We start from the raw sequence: 21,532 nt of genomic DNA, 5'->3' as shown, positions 1-21,532 counted from the left end.
CTAAGCAAGTATATGCTCCCCTGTGGGGTGGTTCGCGAAAAGAGCCGCATGCCGCCTTCGGAACTGCCGCCCTGTCGCGCATGATCGGTGTCGCGGTTCAACAACATGTCAAGCGTGTGGAAGGAAGTGCCGTGGCACCGGTGCTGGTCGGACTCGAAGGTCTGCTGGCGGGGGAGCGCATCCCGGTCCTGGACACCCGCGTCACCTTCGGGCGCAACGCGGAGAACACCGTCGTCATCTCGAGTCTGAGTGTCTCCCGCTTCCATGCAGAGATCGTCTTCGACGAGGACAAGGGTTACGTCCTGCGTGACCTGGAGAGCAGCAACGGCACCCTGGTCAACGGCGAGGAGGTGGAGTCCCGGCTGCTGCAGCCCGGTGACGAGATCACCCTGGGCGACCAGGAGTTCCGCTTCGAGGTGGCGGACGCCATGGAGACGCTGATGGCGCTCTCCCTTCCCCGATCCGTGACGCACGGTCCGGAGGAGAGCGAACGCGGCCCCGTGCTGCGGGTGACCGTGGCCGGCGGCGGCCCGGTCGGCCTGTCCTTTGCTCTGCTGCTCGAGCACTTCCTCGGACCTCAGGCGCAGATCACCGTCTACGACGGCAGGTGGCGCAAGCAGGGCCGTACCATCGTCTGGAAGGGCCAGGACGAGGGCAACGTACGGCGCCTGCAGGTGGTGACCGTGCAGAGCCGCCAGTACCTCGCATGGCCGAAGGAGGTCCAAGAGCGCCTCTTCGAGCCGGAGCACTTCACCGAGATGTGGCCCTCCGGCCCGGACTCGGTCGGCGACAACCATCCGCGCAACATGCGGATCGCCTATATCGAGGACCGGCTGCTGGAGCTGGCGAACGAGAAGCGGAACCGGATACGGCTCATACCCGCCCGCTTCGACGCGGAGCAACAGCAGGAAGCGCTCGCCACCCAGCATGTGCTCGCGATCTGCGACGGCGGTCGCTCACGCACCCGGGACCACTTCGCCGCCCGCTTCGGCAAGGCCGACGAGTCGATCTACTCCCTCGACGGGCGCCACCTGCAGGACGTCGTCCTCGGCCTCCGCGTGAAGTCCGGCCTGACCGACCCCATGGCGGTCCTGCTGACGGTCGCCCAGAACCGTTTCCTCCTCAACTCGCTGCGCGGCGAGGGCTTCCTCAACATGCGGCTGACCGACGCCGAGGCCGCGGAGGTCATCGGCCTCGACCCGGTCCGCCGCGTCTTCGAGGAGTGCATCGCCTCCCGGCCGTGCCTGATGGACCGGGACGAGTACGGCGACTTCCAGTGCGCGACACACGGCACGCTGTTCCTGCCCGCGCTGGTCAAGGGCTCGCCGCTGTGGCGACGGGTGCGCGAGGGCCTGCTGCTGTTCGGAGTCGAGTCCGACGACCTGACGGCGGTCACCAGCTTCCGCCTCGACATGGTGCAACGCCCGCGTTTCTCGGCCGAGTTGCTGCCCCCCACCGCCAACTCCCCAGGCACTTACGGCTTCATCCTCGGTGACGCCGCCAACGCCATCCATTTCTGGCCGGGCCGCGGCCTCAACAGCGGTCTCGCCTCCGCGATCTCGCTGGCCCGGTCCCTCAACGGGGCGTGGAACGGGCGGCCGTTCCGGGACGCGGACTTCCTGCGGCACGAGGCGGCCATGTCGATGCTCCAGTACCGGCACAAGAGCCGGGCCTGGAAGGCGATGGTCACCACCGACGACCGGGGTGTCACCTGGGCCATCAAGGACATCATCGGCCACGGCATCGACGGGATTCCCGACGAACCCGACCGTGAGGCGGACACCAGGACGCTGCTGGAGCGGATGCAGGCCATCCGTGCGCGTCTGGCTCTCCGGCTGCAGGGAATGCCGGACGACGAGGCGATCCTGGAACGCCTGCGCACACTGCAACCCGCCACGTTGCGCATGCTGGTCCTCAGCGGTGCGTGGGACACGCTGACGATGGGCGGCGAAGAGGTCGACATCGACATCTTCTACGGTGAGGACTCGTCCGCGGCCGCCGCGGCGGTGGGCGCACTGGAGCCGACGGCCAAGCCGTAGGACCGACACATCCGAACGGGCGGGCCGTCCACCTGACACCCCGCCGCCGGGATCCGCGGACCGGGACGGCGGGCCGGTGTGCCGTTACGGTTGCGGGCATGTCCTCCAGGTGCAGGGCGAGGACGGGGTGTTCGCCCTGCTCGCCTCGCCGGGCAGGGGGAAGCACTGCGGTCGCCTGCCGCGGAACCCCCTGCCGGAGCGGCCGCGGCCGCCGCGTCTCAGCGGTCCGCGGAGCCGCAGATCTTCTCAGCAAGGGGCCGGGCCGCGCCGGTTCACCGCGTAGGCCGCCGCCGCGTTGGCGCCGCGCGCGGCCGTCAGCGGGTCGAGCCCCTGGCCGAGCAGGGCGAGGAACGCCCCGACGTGTGCGTCGCCCGCGCCGTTGCCGTCGACCACGGTGACTGGGAACACCGGTACGTGCGCGGGCGGTCGACCAGGGGCGGGCAGCCGGCAGCCGTCCTTGTCGGCGCGTACGAGCACACCGGCCCCGGGCGCCAGCCGATCCCGCAGAGCCGCCGCCGCGGCGCGGGGGTCCTCGTGTCCGGTCATGATGCGTGCCTCGCGGGCGTTGGCGCTGAGCCAGTCGGCCCGTGCGAGGACGGGGAGAGGACGCTCTCGGGGGATGTCGGCGACTGGTGGGCGACCTGCTCAAGGGCAACGGGCTGGGCAGCACGGCCCGGCGCCGGACGGTGCTGGCCGCGCTGCAAGGCCATCCGCACTCCACCGCGGCAGACCTCGAGACGCGCATCGGCACGGACCAGGCCACGGCGAGCGGACTGATGTACGGCCGCATCGCCCCGAACCGGCTCGCCATCCAGCCGGTCCCCGTGCACGACATCGCCCTCCATCTGGACAGGGCCGAGCAGCGGGACGAGGACCTGCCCATCGCCATCACCCTCGGCGACGACCCCGTGATCACGATCGTCGCCGGCATGCCGATGGCGTACGACCAGAGCGAGTACGAGGTGGCCGGGGCCCTGCGGGGCGCCCCCGCCCCGATCACGACCGCGCCGCTGACCGGCTTCGACGTGCCCTGGGGCTCAGAGGTCGTCATCGAGGGCGTGATCGAGGGGCGCAAGCGCCGGCTGGAAGGCCCCTTCGGCGAGTTCACCGGCCACTACTCCGGCGGCCGCCGGATGCCGGTCATCCGCATCGACCGGACCTCGTACCGCACCGACCCGGTCTTCGAGTCCCTCTACCTCGGCATGCCCTGGACCGAGTGCGACTACCTCGTCGGCCCCAACACCTGTGTCCCCCTCCTCAAGCAGCTGCGCGCGGAGTTCCCCGAGGTCCAGGCCGTCAACGCCATGTACACCCACGGACAGCTGGCCATCGTCTCCACCAAGAAGCGGTACGGCGGCTTCGCCAAGGCTGTCGCGATGCGGGCCATGACCACCCCGCACGGGCTCGGCTACATCACCACGGTCATCGTCGTCGACGAGGACGTCGACCCCTTCGACCTGCCGCAGGTCATGTGGGCGATGTCGTCGAAGGTCAACCCCTCCGGGGACGTCGTGATCCTTCCCAACCTCCATGTCGTCGAGCTGGCGCCCGCCGCCCAGCCCGCCGGCATCACCAGCAAGATGATCATCGACGCCACCACTCCGGTCGCCCCCGACGAGCGCGGCAACTTCTCCACCCCGGTGAGGGACCTGCCCGAGGCCGCCGACTGGGCGGTCAGGATCCGTCGCCTGCTGTCCGAAGCCCGCGGCTGACCGGCACCGACCGCGCGCGTCGGGCCCGCACCACCGTGAACCGGCCCGGTCTCGCACCCCCGAAAAGGAGAACCCGTCATGCACCTCTGCCCCCGCTGCACCTACGAGACCGTCGAGAGCCTGTACACCTCGCCCGACCCCGGAGTCTGGGACGTGCTGCAATGCCGCCGCTGTCTCTACACCTGGCGCACCACCGAGCCCGTTCGCCGCACGCGGGCCGACGCCTACCCCGAGGTCTTCCGTCTGACCCCCGAAGCGATGGCGAACGCCCCGGAGGTCCCCGCGGTCCCGCCCCTGCGTGAACGGACGTAGCGGCACCGGCAGCGAGCACCGGCCGCCGCCGTGGTGACACACGTCACCCCGCAGTTTGAACCGATCGCGGAATGCACACCCGGTCCATCTCGCTGCAACGTTCTTGGGGTGTGCTGGGCAAGGGCGCTCGGCGCGGCGGGCCCCAGAGGCTGAAGACACCTCCCGGTCCCGTCCCGCTCCCCGTCCCCGGACCGCCGTCCCGAAAGGTTCGCTCACCCACCATGCCTTTGGCTCTGCTGGCCCTTGCCGTCGTCACGTTCGGAATCGGCACCACCGAGTTCGCCACCATGGGCCTGCTGCCCCAGATCGCGGACGGGGTGGGTGTGTCGGTGCCGCACGCCGGCAACCTCGTATCGGCCTACGCCCTCGGCGTCGTCGTCGGCGCCCCCGTGCTGACGGGCATCGGCGCGCGAGTGTCCCACAAGCGGCTGCTGCTCCTGCTGACCGGGCTGTTCGTGGTGGGCAACACGGCATCCGCGCTCGCCCCAAGCTTCGGCCTGCTCTTCGCCGCCCGCTTCCTGGCCGGACTGCCGCACGGCGCGCTGTTCGGCGTGGGTGCCGTCGTCGCCTCCCGGCTGGTGGCTCCGGACCGCGCGGCACGCGCTGTCTCCAGCGTGTTCCTGGGGCTCACGGTCGCGAACATCGTCGGCGTCCCCGCCGGTACCGCTCTCGGCCAGCATCTGGGCTGGCGGTACGCCTACTGCGCGGTCGCCGTCATCGGACTGGTGGCGCTCGCCGCGCTCGCCCTCCTCGTGCCCCACCAGCCGCGCGGCCCGCAGGCGGGTATCCGGCGGGAACTACGGGCGATGGGCAACCGGCAGGTCTTCATCGGCCTCGGCACCGCCGTCGTCGGGTTCGGCGGCTTCTTCGCCGTCTACAGCTACCTCGTCCCCATGCTGACGCACCTGACCGGCATCTCCGACTCCTCGACCACCTGGGTCCTCGCCCTGTACGGCGTCGGCATGACCCTCGGCACCCTGGCCGCGGGTCCCCTCACCGACCGGGCCCTGCGCCCGACGCTGTACGCCGGGATCACCCTGCTGGCGGCCGCGCTGGTGACGTTCTACTTCACCGTCCACAGCACGGTGCCGGCTTTGGTGACGGTCACCTTCATCGGCGCGATGGGCGCGCTCATCACCACGCCCGTCCAAATGCTGCTGATGACCAACGCCAAGGACGCCCCGACGATGGCGGCGGCCTCCAACCACTCCGCCTTCAACCTGGCCAACGCGTCCGGCGCTTGGCTCGGCGGGCTGGTCATCTCGGCGGGCTGGGGCTGGGCCGCCCCCAACCTGGTCGGCGCGGCCCTCGCGATGGCCGGCCTGGGTCTGGCCGTCACCGGCGGCATCCTGGACCGCGGCAACCGTCCCTCGAAGGTGGTCACCTCGCAGGGCAACGGCGAGAAGGGCCACGCCTCCGTGGCCGCAGACGCCTCCGCAGCCGCGGGCGAGGGCGTTCGTGACCCCGCGGTCGAGGACCGGCGCCCCGCGACCTGAGGTAGCCGCGCGCCCGGCGCGCACCGGCCGGACCGTGCTGTTGGCCGGTGCGCGCCGAGCGCGGTGCTGCCGGACCGGCGGACGGAGCCCGTAGCCGGGCCCGGACGGTCAGGCGCGCAGGTCGTTGCCGGCCCGGGCGGTCAGGCACAGGCCGTGGGCTGGCCGGGCGAAAGCGACCCGACCCGGGTCGGCCGTGTGGCGCCGGGCCTTCGCGTGGTGGGGCCGGCGGCGAGCAGTGCCTGGCCTGCGGGCCGGCCACGGTGGCCTGGCCGAACGGCCGGATCAGGCCGGGGTGTCCCGTAGTTCCACGAGCGTGGACGCCGTCAGCCGCAGGGGCGCGTCGGTCGGGTCGACGAGGACGACCGTACAGGTCGCGGCGTGGGCGAGCGCGGTGGTGAGACTGCCGTCGGCGAACTGGGCGAGTGGTCCGCGTGGCGAGCGTCCGACGGCGACGGCACGGGCGTGGACCTCGGCGGCGTGCCGGGCCAGCACCCGCCCCGCGGCCGCGTGATCACCGACGCTGTCCAGGATCTGGCCGGTGGCGGCGAACCCCTGGGCGGCGAGCCGGTCCAGATGGGCGGTCACGGCGGCGCGGGCCTGCTCGGCGGTCTCGGTGTCCGCCGCCTGCTCCTCGACGACGGCGGTCCGCTGGACGTGCACCACCTCCAGCGGGCTGCCGGTGTCCCGGGCGAGCCGGGCGGCCGCGTCGACGATGGCGGCGGCCCGCTCGTGGTTCCCGACGGCCACGACGACCGGGCCCGTGCCGGCCGCCACCCGCCGCCCGACGGGAGTGAGGGCCGGAACGACCGGCTCCCCGCCGCCGAGACGGGCCTCCGCCTCGCGCAGCAGCCGGTGCCCACTGGCCAGGACCGGAATCGCGAGCAGGAAGGTGCCGGCGCCCAGGTAGAACGGCACGCTCAGATCGGTGGCGTCGGCGAGCTTCCCGGCGACGTACGGGGCCAGGCCGCCGCCGATGAACCGCAGGAAGCCGTACGCGGAGGAAGCCACGGGACGTTCCACCGGCGAGACCACCATCACCGCCTGCGTGGTCAACGTGTTGTTGATGCCGATGAAGATGCCGCTCACGATGACGGCGACGACCACGACCGTCGGCGTGTCGACCCCGGCGGCGATGACGGCCATCACCGCGCCGAGGCCGACGAGGTTGGCGTACAGCACGGGAGCGGTGCCGAACCGGGCCTGCAGACGCGGCGCGAAGAAGACACTGAACGCGGCCACCAGCAGACCCCAGCCGGTGAAGACGAGCCCCAGCTGATGGGCGTCCAGCTCCATCGGATAGGGCGCGTAGCCGAGCATTGTGAAGAAGCCCCAGTTGTACAGGAGGGCCATGATGCCCATGGTCAGCAGACCGCGGTGGCGCAGCGCCGTGATCGGCGCCAGCGGTGAGGTACGGCGTTCCGGCTTGGGCAGCGACGGCACGAAGGCCAGTGTCGCGACGAGCGCGATCGCCATCAGGACGGCGACGCCGAAGAAGGGGCCCCGCCAGCTGATGGCGCCCAACTCGCCGCCCAACAGGGGGCCGACGGCTATGCCGAGCCCCAGGGCGGTCTCGTAGAGGATGATCGCGCCGCCGAAACCGCCGCTCGCCGAGGCGACGATGACGGCCAGCGAGGTGGCGATGAACAGGGCGTTGCCCAGTCCCCACCCGGCACGGAAGCCGACGATTCCGTTGATCGAGCCGGAGGTGCCGGCGAGTGCGGCGAACACCACGATGATCGCGAGCCCGGTGACGAGGGTGCGCTTGGCGCCGATCCTGCTGGACACCCAGCCGACGATCAGCATCGCGACCGCGGTCACGATGAGATAGCTGCTGAACAGCAGCGAGACCTGACTGGGGGAGGCGTGCAGGCTCGTGGCCAGGGCGGGCAGGATCGGGTCCACGAGGCCGATGCCCATGAACGAGATCACACAGGCGAACGCCACGGCCCACACGGCCTTCGGCTGCCTGAACGGGCTCGCGGTCCTCGGGTGCGGAGCACTCATCAACGGTCCTCTCTCCGGATGCGGACGGAACGGCCCCTGCGGGAAGGGCCTGAGTGGTCAGTCGCGGGCCCGGCGTCCCTCTATCGCACGGGCCAGGGCGGGCAGGGCGAGCCGGACGGCCCGCTGTTCGGGCTCTGTCAGCTCCTGGATCAGTTCCTGGAGGGCGTGGGCGCGTTCGGCGCGCCGCTGCCGGAAGACCTCGAGGCCGGTCCCGGTGATCTCCACGAGGACGCCCCGGCCGTCGGTGCTGTCGGCGTTGCGCGCCACCAGACCCGCGCGCTCCAGCCGGCCGACGAGCTGGGTCATCCCCGGCTGCGAGACGCCCTCGGCACGGGCCAGTTCGGTCAGCCGCAGCGGACCCTCCCGGCCCAGCCGGGCGAGCGCGGAGGAGGCGGCGGTGCTCAGACCGCCGGCGGTGGCGCTGTGCCGCACATGGCGCACCAGCTGCTCCACGGCGATCATCAACTGCTCAGCCGACCCCGCGGGGCGCTCGGCGCCCGCCGTCCCGGCGGGGACCTCCCGATCTTCGACCCGGTTGTCCATAACGGGATTATGCATCTAGCTGTACTGTGAAACAAAGGGGCGCGCCTCCGATCTCCGGGTCGAGGCAGCCCGTTCGAGCGGCCCCGCCCGTCACAGGTCCACGCGTACTCCCAACCCCTGGTCGAGCGCCACGTCATAGGCCACCCGGACCGCCGCCACGTCGAGAGCCGCGTGACCGGTGGACTTGAAGAGGGTGAGGGTTTTGGTGTCACCGCCCCGGCCCGGATGGTCGCCGGCCAGGACGGAGCCGAGGAGGGTCACCGGCCGGCCGGGGGAGAGGTTCTGGAGTTCATGGGCGCCCGCCGGTGGCGGTGCGCCGGCCGCGCCGGTCCACTCGGCGAACAGGATCGCGTCCCGGACGGTACCGGGATCCAGTTCGGGCCCCTGGGAGCCGCCGACCGAGGAGACATGGACGCCGGGAGAAAGCCATGCGCGGCGGATGACGGGAGCGGTGGCGCCGGTGCAGCAGAACACCACATCGGCTTCGCGTACGGCGTCCTCGATCCGGGCGGCGACCCGCGCGCCGGGATACAGCGCGGCCGCCGCACCGGCCCGCTGCGGATCACGGCCGGCCACGGTCACCTCCACCTGTGGCCGTACCGCCGCGAGCAGCGCCAGCTGGGCGCGGGCCTGGGCGCCCGTCCCCACCACCGTCACCCGTCCGAGACCGGGGCGGGCGGCCAGGGCCAGCGCGCTGTGGGTGGCGGACGCCGCCGTACGCACCTCGGTCAGCGACTCGCCGTCCACGAGCGCCAGCGCCCGCCCGTCGTGCTCGTCGAACAGGGCCACCAGCCCACGGTGGAAACCGCGACCGGGGTGCCGGGCATCGGCGGTCACGGTCACCAGCTTCGCGGCCAGCCCGAGCCCCGGCACGTAACCGGGCATCGCGCCGAGCAGACCGGTCGGTGTCAGGGCGGCGATCCGGGGCGGGGCGGAGACCTCGCCGCGGGCGACGGCGACGAGCGCCCGGGCCACCGCGTCGAGCAGGGCGTCCGGTCGCAGTGCGGCGGCCGTCTGCCGACGGTCCAGCACCAGCACGCCACTCACCGGCCGGCCTCGGCAGGGTCGGCCGTGAGGGCCGTCACCAGCTCGTCCGCGGCCGCGTGCAACTCCCGCTCCACGGCCGCCAGTTTCGGCTCGTCGAACTCGGCCTCCGGACCCACGACCGTCAGTGCGCACACCGCCGCACCCGGACCGGGCATCACCGCCCGGCTGACGGAGGCGACCAGCTTGTCGTTACGGCCACGCTCCACGGCCACTCCGCTCCGCTCCACCTCGGCCAACTCCCGCGCCACGTGCCCGGCGTCCTTGGGTAGTCCGTCCAACCACCGCTTCCTCGCCTCCGGTTCGAGCGCGGCGACCAGGGCCAGCGGCCCGGCGAACCGCCATACCGGCAGCAGCTCGCCCCGCAAGTGGCTGATCATGGCGAGCCGTTCGGGCCTGACCACGTCGATCACCCGGGCGCCACCCTCCTCCAGTACCTGGAGGTTGACCATCATCGAGGTCGCGGCGGACAGCCGTTCCAGCACCGGGCGGGCCAGCGCGGTCAGCGAGTTGCCCGCGGCCGAGGCGGACATCCGCAGCACCGCGGCGCCGGGCAGATAGCGGTCACCGGCCCGCAGTACCCAGCCCCGCCGGACCAGGTCCAGCAGGATCCGGTAGGCGGTGGCACGGTGCAGGCCCACCTCGGCGGCCAGATCGCTCAGCCGTACCGGATGCGGCGCGCGCGAGACGGCCTCGACCAGGTCGAGCGCCTTGTCCACGGCAGACCGGGGCGGTGCCGCGGTACGGGGTGCGACGGGCATGACAGCGGCTCTTCCCTCTCGTCCACGGGGGTGGCCACGGACCGAGGTGTCCGGTCCGGTGCCTGGTCGGTGTTGGGTCCGGTCCGGTTCGCGCCCTTGCGTTGATCCGCCGACCGCGGAGTACAGTGCCTGCGTTTTCATCACACGATACAGTTGTTACGTACAGCGTAACAACGCAGCGTCTTCCGGACCGAAGGTGACCATGACCGACCTGCCCCCGGGTGCCCCGACCCCCTGGGCCGCACCGCCCGCCGGAACCGTCACGGTCTACCGCGGCGCCACCCTCTTCGACGGCACCGGCGACCGGTCACGCCCGAACACCACGATCGTCACGGACGGCGCCCGGATCCACAGCGTCACCGGCGACGGCGACCCGCTGCCCCCGCTCGCGGCCGACGCACCCCGCGTCGACCTCGACGGGCGGTTCATCGTCCCCGGCCTGATCGACACCCACCAGCACCTGGCCACCCCGCCCGACCGGCCCGTCGCCGAGGCGGTGCTCCGGCGCCTGGTGTACAGCGGTGTCACCACCATCCGTGACATGGCCGACGACCTCAGGCAGATTGGCGACCTCGCCCGGGCCACCCTGGTCGGCGAGATCCCCGGCCCCGACATCCGCTACGCGGCGCTCATGGCCGGGCCCTCCTTCTTCGACGACCCGCGCACCCACGAGGTCTCGCGGGGCGCCGTACCCGGCGCCGTCCCCTGGATGCAGGCCGTCACCCCGGACACCGACCTGCCGATCGCCGTCGCCCTGGCCCGTGGCACCCACGCCGCCGCGATCAAGGTCTACGCCGACCTGGACGCCGCGACCGTCGCCGCCGTCACCGCGGAGGCGCACCGCCAGGGCATAGCCGTCTGGGCGCACGCCACCGTCTTCCCGGCCGCGCCCGGCGAGGTCGTCGCCGCGGGCGTGGACAGCGTCTCCCATGTCACCCTGCTCGCCTTCGAGAACCCCACCGAGCCGCTGAGCAGCTACAAGACCAAACCCCGCGTGGACCACGACCGTTTCGCCACGGGTGACGACCCGGGGCTGGCCGCTCTCTTCGCCGAGATGCGCCGTCGCGGCACCGTCCTCGACGCAACCGCGTCCATGTGGACCAGCGACGAACTCAAGGGAGACACCGCCGCGTCCGCCGAACGGGCCCGCCGCAACGCCGAGTTGGCCGCCGCCGTCACCGCCCAGGCACACCGTGCCGGAGTCGACGTCTGCACCGGCACGGATTACGAGACCGGCCCCGAGGACCCGTTCCCCGCCCTCTACGGTGAACTCGCCTTCCTCGTCGACCGCTGCGGCATCCCCGCCGCCGCCGTCCTGCGCTCGGCGACCCTCGTCGGCGCCAGGGCCGCCGGCACCGAGGCGGACACGGGCAGCGTCGAAACCGGGAAGCTCGCGAACTTCGCCGTCCTGGACGAGGACCCCCTTGAGGACATCGCCAACCTGCGCACCCTCACCCTCACCGTGAAACGCGGCTGCCGCTTCGACCGTGCCGATTTCGAGAAGGACGCCCAGTGACCGCCACCGCCGCCCACCCGCTGATCGTCAACGCGCTGGGGCAGCTCGACAACCCCAACACCCCCGCCGCCCGGGCCGCCGCCACCTGGCTCAACCCCTCCAGCGGTCAACTTGCCATTGACGCCCGGGCGATCGCCGACGCCCACGCCTCCGGGCTGACCGCCGTCAACATCACCCTCGGCTACACCATGGGCGACCTCCCGCCGTACGAGCACACACTCGACGAGATAGCGGTCTGGGACGGGATCATCGACGCCCACCCGGCCGACCTGCTCAAGGTCCGCACGGCCGCCGACATCGAGCGCGCCCACCGGGAGCGGCGGATCGGCGTCGTCTACGGTTTCCAGAACGCCGTCGCCGTCGGCGAGGACCCCGCCCTCGTCGACACCCGCGTGGCCGGCTTCGCGGAGGCCGGCGTACGGGTCGTCCAGCTCACCTACAACCAGGCCAACCACCTCGGCGACGGCTCCATGGCCACCGACAACCGGGGACTGACACCCTTCGGTCACAGGGTCGTCGAGGCGCTCGGCGACCACCACCTGATGGTCGACCTCTCGCACAGCGGGGAGAAAACCTGCCTGGACGCGGCCCGGTACTCCCGGCTGCCCGTCTCCATCAACCACACCGGCTGCCGCGCCCTGGCCGACCTGCCGCGCAACAAGACGGACGAGGAGCTCCGCCTGGTCGCGGACCGGGACGGCTTCGTCGGCATCTACTTCATGCCCTTCCTCAACCCGACCGGGCACGCCACCGCCGCCGACGTCGTCGACCACATCGTGCACGCGGTCGACGTCTGCGGCGAGGACCACGTCGGCATCGGCACCGACGGCACCGTCACCGCCGTGGACGACCTCGACACCTACCGTGCGGCCCTCGCCGAACACGTCGCCGCCCGCCGGGCGGCCGGCGTCGGCGCGGCCGGCGAACGCGCCGACACCTACCCCTTCGTCGTGGACCTGCGCGGCGTGGACCAGTTCCGCGACCTGATCCGCCTCCTGGAGAAACGCGGCTACCGCTCCGAACGCATCGAAAAGATCCTCGGCCGCAACTTCCTCGACTACGCGGACCGCGTCTGGACGGCCTGAGCGCCAGTGCGTGAGGGGACCCGAAAACCTCACCGTGCACGGACTCGTTCACCTCCAGCACGAAGGCCAGGGCGCGTCATGGCCTTCGCACCATCTGCTGAGGAGGGAGTCGATGACTCGGGGCGGGCGATCCCAGGGCCTGTTGCGGGCAGCGGCCATGGTGGCGTCGCGTCAGCCGCCGCGCGAGACAACCGAACCGCCCTGTGACGACACCGGAGGCGAGGACGACGCCGCGGAGGCGGGGACGACGCAGACCGCCTACGAGGTGGACGTCAAGTGCGGGGCGGCGCTACCGGTTGGTTTCGGCGTCCCGCACCGGTCATCGGCCCGCGTAGCCTGCCGTACGCCGTCGCAGGGCAGGCTGCGGCCTGGACCGCGGTGCTGGTTCCGCGCCGGCGGCAGAGGTCATCCGCGGGCCGGTTCGGTGTCCCTCATCGCCTGCGGCGAACGGGCGGCAGGAGTGGCGAACACTGCGGCCACCACCAGGGCGAGCACCAGGATCAGGGCCTTCCGGAGCCCGAAGTGCTCACCGAGGTAACCGAGGGAGGGCGGGCCCACCAGGAAGGCGACATAGCCGACCGTCGCGGCCAGCGAGACCCGGGCGGCGGAATCGGCGCCGGAATCGCCCGCCGCGGAGAGCGCGACGGGGAACCCGAGCGACGCCCCGAGACCCCACAGGACGGCGGCGGCAGCCGCTACGGCCTGGTTGTCGACGAAGATCACCAGGGCCAGTCCCACGGCCCCGACGAGCGCGCTCCCGCACAGCGCCGCCGCCCGCCCGAACCGGTCGACGAAGCGCCCGCCGACGAAGCGCCCGACGGTCATCGCCGCGGCGAACACCGCGTACACGGCCGAGCCCAGCGCGGCGTCGAAACCGTGACCGTCCACCATGACCAGCGGCAGCCAGTCGTTCGCTGTGCCCTCGGCCATGGCGAGGGCGAGGATGACGCAGCCGATGAGCAGCAGCGTGGGGTCCTTCCACACCGCGGCCCGCTCCGTGCCCGGCTCGCGGCGCTCGACGGCGGCGGTCCGTCGGCCCACCTCCGTGGGGACACGCCGGATCACCAGGGCGAGTGCGGCCAGGACCACCGCGGCGACCGCGGCGAGATGGACGACGACAGGGAAGCCGACCGCCGTCAGGCACATGCCGGCGACCGCGCCGACGACGGTGCCGAGACTGAAGAAGCCGTGCATGGCGGGCATGGTGGAGCGGCCCAGCAGCCGCTCCACCTCCGCGCCCTCGACGTTGAGGGCCACCTCGCCGCCGCCCATGCCGAGACCGAACAGACCGAGGCCCAGGGCGACGCCGAGGGCCGCGCCGGCGGCGGTCCCGATGCCGATCAGCGCGGCACCGGCGGCGATCGCCGACGTTCCGGCCAGGATGACGAGCCGGGCACCCCAGCGAGCCACCAGCGCGCCCGAGCACACGATGCCCGCCATCGAGCCGACCGAGAGCCCGAACAGGACCAGACCCATCTGCGCGGTGGAGGCGCCGAGCATGTCCCGCACGTCCGGCGTGCGGGTGACCCAGGAGGAGATGGTCAGGCCGGGGACGAAGAACAGGACGAAGACGGCGGTACGGCGCCGGGCGAGGACGGCGGTCATGGCTGGTGGCTCCAGATGTGCCAGAGGTGTCCCTGCATGAGTCTGTACGAATGTACACACTCTGCTGTACGCCTGTACACACTCTTCGCCGGTCGACCCATGGCAGATTGAGCGCGTGACCGGCACACGACGCGAGATTCCGAACGACCCCGGACGCAAGGAGCGCATTCTGGAGGCCGCCCTCGACGTGATCGCCGAGGGCGGTGTACACACGACCACCCATCGGAGGATCGCGGCGCGCGCACAGGTCCCGCTAGGCTCACTGACGTACTACTTCGACGGCATGGCGGATCTGCTCGCCCAGGCTTTCGCCCGCCTGTCGGACACCATGTCCCAGCTCTACCGGCGGACTCTGCAGTCCGCCGCCTCCACGGCCGAGGCCGAGGCGGCCGTCGTCGAGCTGATCTGCGGACCGGCCTACGCCACGGAACGCGACATGACCCTCATCTTCGAGATGTACGCCTACGCCAACCACAACGAGGCGGTGTCCTCGACCACCCGCACCTGGCTCGAACGCAGCAGGGACAGCCTCGCCCTGCACTTCACCCCCGGGGTCTCCCGTGCGCTCGACGCGCTCATCGAGGGGTGGCCGATGCACCGCGCCTTCGACGACGCCCCCCTCGACCGGCGCCTCGTCGCGGAGACCGTGCACGCGATCGTCACCGCCGACCCGAAACTCACCACCGACGGTCCCTGAACCGGCCCCCTCAGTGCACGACGTCCACGAGGTTCGGTACGACGCGGGTCAGCCGGACCACGCCCCACAGGATCAGTCCGGCGCCGAGCGCCTCGGGCAGCAGCCACCAGCCGGTGCGCACCGACTCGTCGAACAGGGCGACGCCCAGCAGCAGGCTCACCGCCGCGTCCCCGATCGTCAGCGCGGGCTGGGAGGCGACGAGCGGACCGGCCTGCAGCGCGTTCTCCAGGAGCATCAGCGCCGAGATCCCGGCGAGCGCGAAGCCGTAGGTCTGCCAGGTGGTGAGGAAGGCGGGCAGGCCCGCGTCGGCGAGCCTGCCGGTGGCCGACTTCATCAGCGCGGCGGTCAGCGCGTTGCCGATCGCGGCACCCGATGCCAGGGTCGCCGCGCGGAACAGCGGTGACGAGGAGGACCGTTCGAGCAGCACGGTGCCGGCCATGGCCCCCACGGTGAGGGCCAGGGTCGGGATCCAGCGCTGCATGGACGCCTGCTCCCGTCCGCCGGACGGGGCCGCCGAGGCCAGCAGGAGGGCCAGGCCGGCCACGACCACCCCGATCGCCCGCCATCCCTGCGGGTTCGGCCGCCGGTGCAGCAGCGGTATGGCGATCAGCAGGGCGAACGGCAGCTCCAGCATGAACAGGGGCTGGACCAAGGCCATGGGGCCGTTCACCAGGGCCAGCGCCTGGAACACCGCGGCCCCCGCGACACCGGCGATCCCGATGGCCCAGGGGGGCCGCCGTGCCAGGGTGAGCAGCAGGCGCACCCCGCCTCTGCCGGGCAGGGTGGACGCGGCCTTCCGCTGGAAGGCCGTGCCCGTCGCATTGCTGACGGCACCCAGGACGGCGAAGAGCACGGCGAGCACCATCATGCTTCCAGCATGCCGTGGCCGAGCCCCGCCCTGCTTCCAGCATGCCGTGGCCGAGCCCCGCCCTGCCTCCGGCAGTGCCACGAGTGCGCCCCCAGCCGCTTCCATCTCTCGCATACCGGTATGCCAATTCCGAGATCAGGACGCCTGAGATCATCCAAGGCCCGTTGGCCTCTGCGGTCAGGCCACCTGTCCACCGTGCAGCGCGGTGTAGACACCGCCTCGGCGCAGCAGCTCCTCGTGGGTGCCGATCTCGCGGATGCGGCCGTCGTCCATCACCACGATGCGGTCGGCGCCGCGCACCGTGGACAGCCGGTGGGCCACCACGAAGGTGGTACGGCCGCGCAGCAGGCGGGCCAGGGCCTGCTGTACGAGCGCCTCGGAACGGGTGTCCAGCGCCGAGGTGGCCTCGTCGAGCACCAGGACCCGCGGATCACGGATCAACGCCCGTGCGATGGCGAGGCGTTGACGCTGACCGCCGGAGAGCCGGGCGCCGCGCTCGCCGACCACGGTGTCCAGGCCCTGGGGCAGCGCGTCGACGAACTCCAGGGCGTTGGCGTCACGCAGCGCCGCGCGCACCGCCCCCTCGTCGGCCTCGTCCTCCATGCCGTAGGCGACGTTCTCCCGGATCGTGCCGTCGAAGAGGATCGACTCCTGCGGGACGACCGAGACGAACCGCCGGTAGGTGCGCAGATCGAGGCCGCTCATGTCGGTGCCGTCCAGGAGCAGCCGGCCGGCGGTGGGCCGGATGAACCCGATGACGAGATTGAGCACGGTGGACTTGCCGGCCCCCGAGGCGCCCACCAGGGCGACGGTCTCGCCCGGCACCACGTCGAGGGTGAAGTCCGCAACGGCCGCGCGGTCGGTGTCCTCGTAGGCGAAGCCGACCCGGTCGAACGCGACGGCACCGCGGACGGCGGTGACCTCCGTCCTGCCCTCGTTGTCCTCCAGTTCGGGCGCCTGCAGCACCTCCCCGACCGAACGCACCGACTCCAGCCCCTTGGTGATGACCGGTGCCAGGCTCGTCAGCGTGGTCGTGGAGTTGGTGAGCGTGGTCAGGAAGGCGCTCAGCATGACGACGTCACCGGGGGAGACGCCCCACACGCCGTAGTACGACACCAGCGCGGCGGCGGCGAGAACGGCCACGCCGATCACGTTGAGGATCACCCAGGCCAGCGAACCGAAGCGGCCGTTGACCAGGTCCAGGCGCATCCCGGAGGTGAGCAGCCGGCGCAGGGTGCCGTCCATGCGGTGCAGCGCCTTGCCCTCCAGACCGTGGGCGCGGGTGACCGGGATGAGCCGCGTCATCTCGGTCACCCGGGAGGACAGGGTCTCCACCTCGTGCCGGAAGTCCTCGTTGTGGGTCCGCAGCCGCGACCGCAGCCGGGCCACGAGTACCGTCGCGCCCGGCACGACGACCAGGAACACGGGCAGGAACTCCGGCGTGCGGACGGCGATGATCACCAGTCCGCCGGCCAGCACGGTCAGCGCACCCAGACCCTGCTCGGCGGTCTGCTGGACCATCTGCTCGACGGTCTCGACGTCCCGCACGACCTTGGCCTGGAGGACGCCGGCGCTGACCCGGGAGTGGTAGCCGATGGACAGTTGCTGCATGCGGGTGCACAGCGCGGAGCGCAGGGTGGTGCCCATACGGCGGACGCTGCCGTAGAGGAGTCGTACATACAGCACATGCAGTGGGTAGTTGACCAGCAGGATCACCATGATGATCACCACGGCCGTCCACAGCCGGGAGACCTCCCGGTGCTGCACCACCGTGTCGACGACCGAGGCGGTGATCAGGGGAAGGAGCCAGACGGGACTGTGCTTGACGGTGAAGACGAGGACTGCCGCCGCCAGGCTGCGCCGGTCGGCACGCAACAGGTAGAGGAGGGTGCGGACGGGATGTTCGCCCCGGTAGCGGTGGTCGAGCGGTCGTTCCGACGTCGATGTCATCGACGGTGATCCTCCCTGCGCGCCCGGCTTGCGGCAACCGCTTTCTGCCGGTCACCGTACACCGGCCGCCCTACGACCACATCTGCCGGTCACCGTACACCGGGCGCCCTACGACCACAGTGGTGCGGTCGACTGACCGATGCGGCTGGGGGCCGAGTGGGAGAAGGTGGGGGAGAGGGGCGGACGAAACGGGGAGCGCCCCGTCGTAGTCGTGATCCACTCCGCCGTCCGGAATGAGGCAGCCATGACACGACCAGAGGCCGAGGCCGAGAAGCGGATACTCGGCCGCATCACGGAAATGATCAGCCAGGAGAAGGACCTGCGTGAGCGCCTGGCGCAGGAGGAGACCGACGGGACGACCGAGCAGGCCCTCCTGGCACACCTGGAGACCGAGCTCGACCAGTGCTGGGACCTGCTCCGGCAGCGCCGGGCCAGGATCGCGGCGGGGCAGGATCCCGCGGAGGCGAACGTCCGCCCGGCGTCCGAGGTGGAGGGCTACCTGTCCTGAGGGCGGCACACGCCTTGGCCCGATGACCCCGGAGGGCGGCCGCCCCGCACCGCGAGGTGTCGCCCTCCCGGCCGCGCCGAGGACCGACCGTGGCCGGAGAGCGACTGGACTCATCGTTCACCAGTACCGATCGTCGTGGGAGAGGGACTGGACTCACCGTTCACCAGCACCGATCGTGGCGGCATGAACGATCATCGCACCGCGCACACCGGCCCCGTCGAACCCGCCCCCGTCCACGCGGAGGCCGCCGAGGTTCGCCGTTTCCGGGAGCGGCTCGGTCTGCCCGGACTGGTCGACGTGCACACGCACTTCATGCCCGAACGTGTCCTGCACAAGGTCTGGAACTACTTCGACACGAACGGACCGCTGCTCGGAGGGCTGGAATGGCCGATCACCTACCGGAAGGAGGAGGCGGAACGCACCGTACTGCTCCGGGAGTTCGGCGTTCGGGCCTTCACCTCGATGCTCTACCCGCACAAGCCCGGCATGGCGGCATGGCTGAACGCTTGGGCCGCCGACTTCGCCCGCCGTACCCCGGACTGTCTGCACACCGCGACCCTGTACCCCGAACCGGGCGTGGAGACGTACGTTCGCGAGGCCGTCGAAGCAGGCGCCCGGGTGTTCAAGGCGCATGTCCAGGTGGGGGCGTACGACCCGGCCGACGAACTCCTCCAGGGGACGTGGGGACTGCTGGCCGAGGCCGGGATCCCCGTGGTGATCCACTGCGGCTCCGGCCCCGCGCCCGGCAAGCACACCGGCCCCGAGCCGATCGCGCGGGTGCTGGCACGGCATCCGAGACTGCGCCTGATCATCGCGCACATGGGGATGCCCGAGTACGAGGACTTCCTCGGCCTCGCCGAGCGGTTCGAGGAGGTGCGGCTGGACACGACGATGGCGTTCACCGACTTCACCGAGCAGTTCATGCCGTTCCCCCGCAGCGCCCTGCCTCGGGTCGCCGCCCTCGGCGACCGCATCCTGCTCGGAACCGACTTCCCCAACATCCCTTACCCCTACGTGCACCAGCTCCACGCCCTGGAACGTCTGGACCTCGGACAGGAGTGGCTGCGGGCGGTGTGCCACGACAACGCGGCCCGGCTGTTCCAGCTGTGACCGCTCGCCGGGTTGACGGTTGGAGCGGTTGGATGAGCGGTGACGTTCGTTGCGACCGCTGGAGGTGTGGTGCCCGAGCCTGTGCGGGTGCGCGAACCGACCGACGTTCGCCACCGCTGAACTTCCGCCGGAACACGTGCCTGAACGGTCGTCCTCCCCCCGCTCAGTCGGCGCCCGGCTCCTCATAAGGGATGTTCAAGTGCACGACCTCGCCCAGAGTGCCGCATTCGTCGCCGCCGAGTTTGGTGAGCGGACGCAGCAGTTCGCTGCTGGGGCGGCCGTTGGCGAGGTAGCCCTCGTCCACGGCGGCATGGAGCACCCGACCGAAGACCAGAGTGCAGTTGCCCATGCGCAGGGTGGTGTGCGAACGGCACTCCAAAGCCACAGGGGCGGCCGCCACTCTGGGCGGACGCACACATCTGCTGGCCTCGCGCTCGATGCTTCGCAGTGCACCGGCGGCTGGGCGGGGTACGGCAGCCTGCGCAGCCCATATGGCGGATGCGCCATTACGGTGCTGACCGTCGACATGCTTCGCGCGGCGGCCCGCGTCAGCCGATCTGTTCGGCCAGGGCGACGATGATGCCTGCGGGGCCGCGGAGATAGCAGAGCCGGAAGATGGTCTCGTACTGCGCTACCTCGCCGAGGAGTTCGGCGCCGTGGGCGCGCAGGCGGGCGATGGTGTCGTCGATGTCGTCGACGGCGAACATGACGCGATGCAGGCCCAGCGTGTTGGGCGGAGGGTTCAGCGGCTCGGCGTAGGACGCCGCGGGGGCGTGGTACTTGGTCAGCTCCAGCTTGCTGTGGCCGTCCGGGGTCCGCATCATCGCGATGTCGCTCCGGACGCCGTCGAGTCCGACGGTGCGGTCCGCGAAAAGGCCTTCGATCTACGCCTTTCCTTCCAACTCCATGCCAGCTCGGTGAAGAAGACGACACCCGCGTCCAGATCGTCGACGACGATGGCGACGTTGTCCATCCGCTGAATGGTCATGTCTGCGAGCCTAACGACTCGATACCCGGTAGCGCGGGGTCGGCCGCGACATGACGACGGCGGCTATTGGGATCCGGCCAGAACCGTGTGGCTGAGAACCCGAGCTGCTGACTGGGGATAGCGGTTCGGCTACTGGTGAACGCCGATCTCCGGCAGGAATCGTCCGCATATCCTCCGGACATGGTTGATCAGCGCTCGGTCGACGTCGGTGAGGTCCGGCTGGCTTGTCAGATGTCGGGTCCTCCCGATGCTCCGTCTCTCGTCCTGAATCGACTGGCCAGGGGACTGCTCACTGCCGAGGTGGGCCAGGGCGGAGGCGTCGATGCCTCCGCTCGCGGCCCCTTCGTTCAGACGGGCCCGGGCGGAGTCCTGTGCCGTGCGGTGAACGGTGGCGAAGGAGCGGCTGTTCGGCGATGGTGCCGGCGGTGCCGAACGCCTTTGGGCGAGGGCGGCGGCCAGGGCGTGGGCCGGCGCCGACCACCGCACCCTGGCCATCGACCACGGCGCCCGCCTCGAAAACGGCGCCCTGACCGAACAACCTCACCAGGACAGAACCCTCTTCACGGCAGTTCGACGCTGATGAGGCCGCGCAGCAGCTTGCGCAGGTGGTCCGGCATGTCGATGTCGTCGGGGCTGAGCAGCCACTGGATCTGCAGGCCGTCGATGAACGCGATGAGGTCGGCCGCCAGGCCCGACGCGTCCACGTGCGGGCGGAGCAGATCTCGTCGTACCAGGTCGTCGACGGCCAACTGCATCTGTTGGCGCGTGCGTTCGTAGCGTGCGACGAAGTACGGGCGCGCCGGGTGGTCCGCCGCGGTCGCCTCGCTCGACAGCACGGCGAACAGGCTCACGATCAGCGGGTTGGCCTGGTTGTGCGCGAGGAGCCGGATCATGCTGGCGAAGTACTCCAGGCCGTCGTGGTTGACCGCACCCGACCCGAAGAAGTGCGCGTCGTCCTGGCGTTCCCGTTCCTCCAGAACCGCTTCGAGCAGCGACTCCTTCGTCGGGAAGTGATGCAGCAGGCCCGCACGCGAGACACCGCAGGCCGCGGCGAGCTGGACCATGCTCGCGTTGCGGTAGCCGACCTGCCCGAACGCGGTGAACGCGGCCTCGATGATCTGGGCACGCCGGCGCTCCCCCTTGGGGTAGTTCCGTGGGGCCGTCCCCTGACGCGCCGTCGCCTTTGCCATACGGAGATGCTAGAAGACTGCTGAAAATCTTTTGCGTTCTGGCCCCGGACCGGCTGGTCCGGGGCCAGTCTTGTGAGCATGCAGGGGGAATGGGCCGGGGAGAT

Annotated in this window: 18 protein-coding genes and 2 pseudogenes; 9 read left to right on the top strand and 11 right to left on the bottom strand. The window is 71.3% G+C overall.

The features are described 5' to 3' along the window. The first annotated feature begins 131 nt into the window (after nt 1-131). Nucleotides 132-2,039, top strand: a complete 1,908-nt coding sequence (locus ACZ7OO_RS04175; RefSeq protein WP_471501302.1) for an FHA domain-containing protein — start codon at nt 132-134, stop codon at nt 2,037-2,039. A 246-nt stretch (nt 2,040-2,285) separates the two neighbouring features. Here the strand turns inward: ACZ7OO_RS04175 and ACZ7OO_RS04170 are convergent, their stop codons facing one another. After that, nucleotides 2,286-2,660, bottom strand: a complete 375-nt coding sequence (locus ACZ7OO_RS04170) for a PfkB family carbohydrate kinase (protein WP_471502312.1) — start codon at nt 2,658-2,660, stop codon at nt 2,286-2,288. Nucleotides 2,661-2,827: 167 nt separating this feature from the next. Between ACZ7OO_RS04170 and ACZ7OO_RS04165 the strand changes: the two are divergent. From ACZ7OO_RS04165 to ACZ7OO_RS04155, 3 genes and pseudogenes are all read left to right on the top strand, one after another. Beyond that, nucleotides 2,828-3,751, top strand: a pseudogene (locus tag ACZ7OO_RS04165) (UbiD family decarboxylase); the annotation flags it as partial. Between the two features lie 78 nt (nt 3,752-3,829). After that, nucleotides 3,830-4,063: a non-oxidative hydroxyarylic acid decarboxylases subunit D gene (locus ACZ7OO_RS04160; protein ID WP_471501300.1), complete on the top strand. Its 234-nt coding sequence runs from the start codon at nt 3,830-3,832 to the stop codon at nt 4,061-4,063. Nucleotides 4,064-4,284: 221 nt separating this feature from the next. Continuing rightward, nucleotides 4,285-5,559, top strand: coding sequence for an MFS transporter (locus tag ACZ7OO_RS04155; RefSeq protein ID WP_471501298.1), 1,275 nt, complete (start codon nt 4,285-4,287; stop codon nt 5,557-5,559). A gap of 282 nt (nt 5,560-5,841) precedes the next feature. Here ACZ7OO_RS04155 and ACZ7OO_RS04150 read toward each other — a convergent pair whose 3' ends face one another. The 4 genes from ACZ7OO_RS04150 to ACZ7OO_RS04135 all read right to left on the bottom strand — a co-directional run bounded on the left by ACZ7OO_RS04150 (nt 5,842) and on the right by ACZ7OO_RS04135 (nt 9,911). Beyond that, nucleotides 5,842-7,563 (bottom strand): MFS transporter, encoded by a 1,722-nt coding sequence (locus ACZ7OO_RS04150; protein WP_471501296.1) that lies wholly within the window; start codon nt 7,561-7,563, stop codon nt 5,842-5,844. Nucleotides 7,564-7,620: 57 nt separating this feature from the next. After that, on the bottom strand, nt 7,621-8,025 hold the full coding sequence (locus ACZ7OO_RS04145; RefSeq protein ID WP_471502310.1) for a MarR family winged helix-turn-helix transcriptional regulator: 405 nt from the start codon (nt 8,023-8,025) through the stop codon (nt 7,621-7,623). A 171-nt stretch (nt 8,026-8,196) separates the two neighbouring features. Next, entirely contained in the window at nt 8,197-9,153 is a 957-nt protein-coding gene (locus tag ACZ7OO_RS04140) for an ornithine cyclodeaminase family protein (RefSeq protein WP_471501294.1), read from the bottom strand. Further along, nucleotides 9,150-9,911 carry an IclR family transcriptional regulator gene (locus ACZ7OO_RS04135; RefSeq protein WP_471501292.1) on the bottom strand — a complete coding sequence of 254 codons (762 nt, stop codon included), beginning with the start codon at nt 9,909-9,911 and terminating at the stop codon, nt 9,150-9,152. The genes ACZ7OO_RS04140 and ACZ7OO_RS04135 overlap by 4 nt, the downstream gene beginning before the upstream one ends. A 202-nt stretch (nt 9,912-10,113) precedes the next feature. On the opposite strand from ACZ7OO_RS04135, the gene ACZ7OO_RS04130 reads away from it, so the two are divergent. Further along, the gene (locus ACZ7OO_RS04130) at nt 10,114-11,427 is read left to right on the top strand and encodes an amidohydrolase family protein (protein WP_471501290.1); all 1,314 of its coding nucleotides are present in this window, start codon (nt 10,114-10,116) and stop codon (nt 11,425-11,427) included. Then, on the top strand, nt 11,424-12,512 hold the full coding sequence (locus ACZ7OO_RS04125) for a dipeptidase (RefSeq protein WP_471501288.1): 1,089 nt from the start codon (nt 11,424-11,426) through the stop codon (nt 12,510-12,512). Before ACZ7OO_RS04130 ends, ACZ7OO_RS04125 begins: the two co-directional genes overlap by 4 nt. Before the next feature lie 405 nt (nt 12,513-12,917). On the opposite strand, the gene ACZ7OO_RS04120 is transcribed toward ACZ7OO_RS04125, so the two are convergent. Beyond that, a complete protein-coding gene (locus ACZ7OO_RS04120) occupies nt 12,918-14,117 on the bottom strand; it encodes an MFS transporter (RefSeq protein ID WP_471501286.1) in 1,200 nt (399 codons plus the stop codon). A gap of 115 nt (nt 14,118-14,232) precedes the next feature. Here ACZ7OO_RS04120 and ACZ7OO_RS04115 point away from each other — a divergent pair, with 115 nt between their 5' ends. After that, nucleotides 14,233-14,814, top strand: a complete 582-nt coding sequence (locus ACZ7OO_RS04115) for a TetR/AcrR family transcriptional regulator (protein WP_471501284.1) — start codon at nt 14,233-14,235, stop codon at nt 14,812-14,814. 10 nt (nt 14,815-14,824) lie between these two features. On the opposite strand, the gene ACZ7OO_RS04110 is transcribed toward ACZ7OO_RS04115, so the two are convergent. Together ACZ7OO_RS04110 and ACZ7OO_RS04105 are read right to left on the bottom strand one after the other, a co-directional pair. Beyond that, on the bottom strand, nt 14,825-15,682 hold the full coding sequence (locus ACZ7OO_RS04110) for a DMT family transporter (RefSeq protein WP_471501282.1): 858 nt from the start codon (nt 15,680-15,682) through the stop codon (nt 14,825-14,827). A 177-nt stretch (nt 15,683-15,859) separates the two neighbouring features. Beyond that, on the bottom strand, nt 15,860-17,632 hold the full coding sequence (locus tag ACZ7OO_RS04105; protein WP_471501280.1) for an ABC transporter ATP-binding protein: 1,773 nt from the start codon (nt 17,630-17,632) through the stop codon (nt 15,860-15,862). Nucleotides 17,633-17,876: 244 nt separating this feature from the next. Here ACZ7OO_RS04105 and ACZ7OO_RS04100 point away from each other — a divergent pair, with 244 nt between their 5' ends. Both ACZ7OO_RS04100 and ACZ7OO_RS04095 read left to right on the top strand, forming a co-directional pair. Next, complete coding sequence (locus tag ACZ7OO_RS04100) at nt 17,877-18,140, top strand: DUF2630 family protein (RefSeq protein WP_471501278.1); 264 nt, start codon at nt 17,877-17,879, stop codon at nt 18,138-18,140. Between the two features lie 183 nt (nt 18,141-18,323). Then, the gene (locus ACZ7OO_RS04095) at nt 18,324-19,250 is read left to right on the top strand and encodes an amidohydrolase family protein (RefSeq protein ID WP_471501276.1); all 927 of its coding nucleotides are present in this window, start codon (nt 18,324-18,326) and stop codon (nt 19,248-19,250) included. Between the two features lie 163 nt (nt 19,251-19,413). Here the strand turns inward: ACZ7OO_RS04095 and ACZ7OO_RS04090 are convergent, their stop codons facing one another. From ACZ7OO_RS04090 to ACZ7OO_RS04080, 3 genes and pseudogenes are all read right to left on the bottom strand, one after another. Next, nucleotides 19,414-19,689, bottom strand: coding sequence for a flavin reductase (locus tag ACZ7OO_RS04090; RefSeq protein WP_471502308.1), 276 nt, complete (start codon nt 19,687-19,689; stop codon nt 19,414-19,416). Between the two features lie 109 nt (nt 19,690-19,798). Next, a pseudogene (locus ACZ7OO_RS04085) lies at nt 19,799-20,238 on the bottom strand (VOC family protein). 560 nt (nt 20,239-20,798) lie between these two features. Then, complete coding sequence (locus tag ACZ7OO_RS04080; RefSeq protein ID WP_471501274.1) at nt 20,799-21,428, bottom strand: TetR/AcrR family transcriptional regulator; 630 nt, start codon at nt 21,426-21,428, stop codon at nt 20,799-20,801. Nucleotides 21,429-21,532: the final 104 nt, after the last annotated feature.

It is taken from the genome of Streptomyces sp. NPDC111744, assembly GCF_055634995.1.
This window is presented reverse-complemented; position numbering and strand designations above follow the sequence as displayed.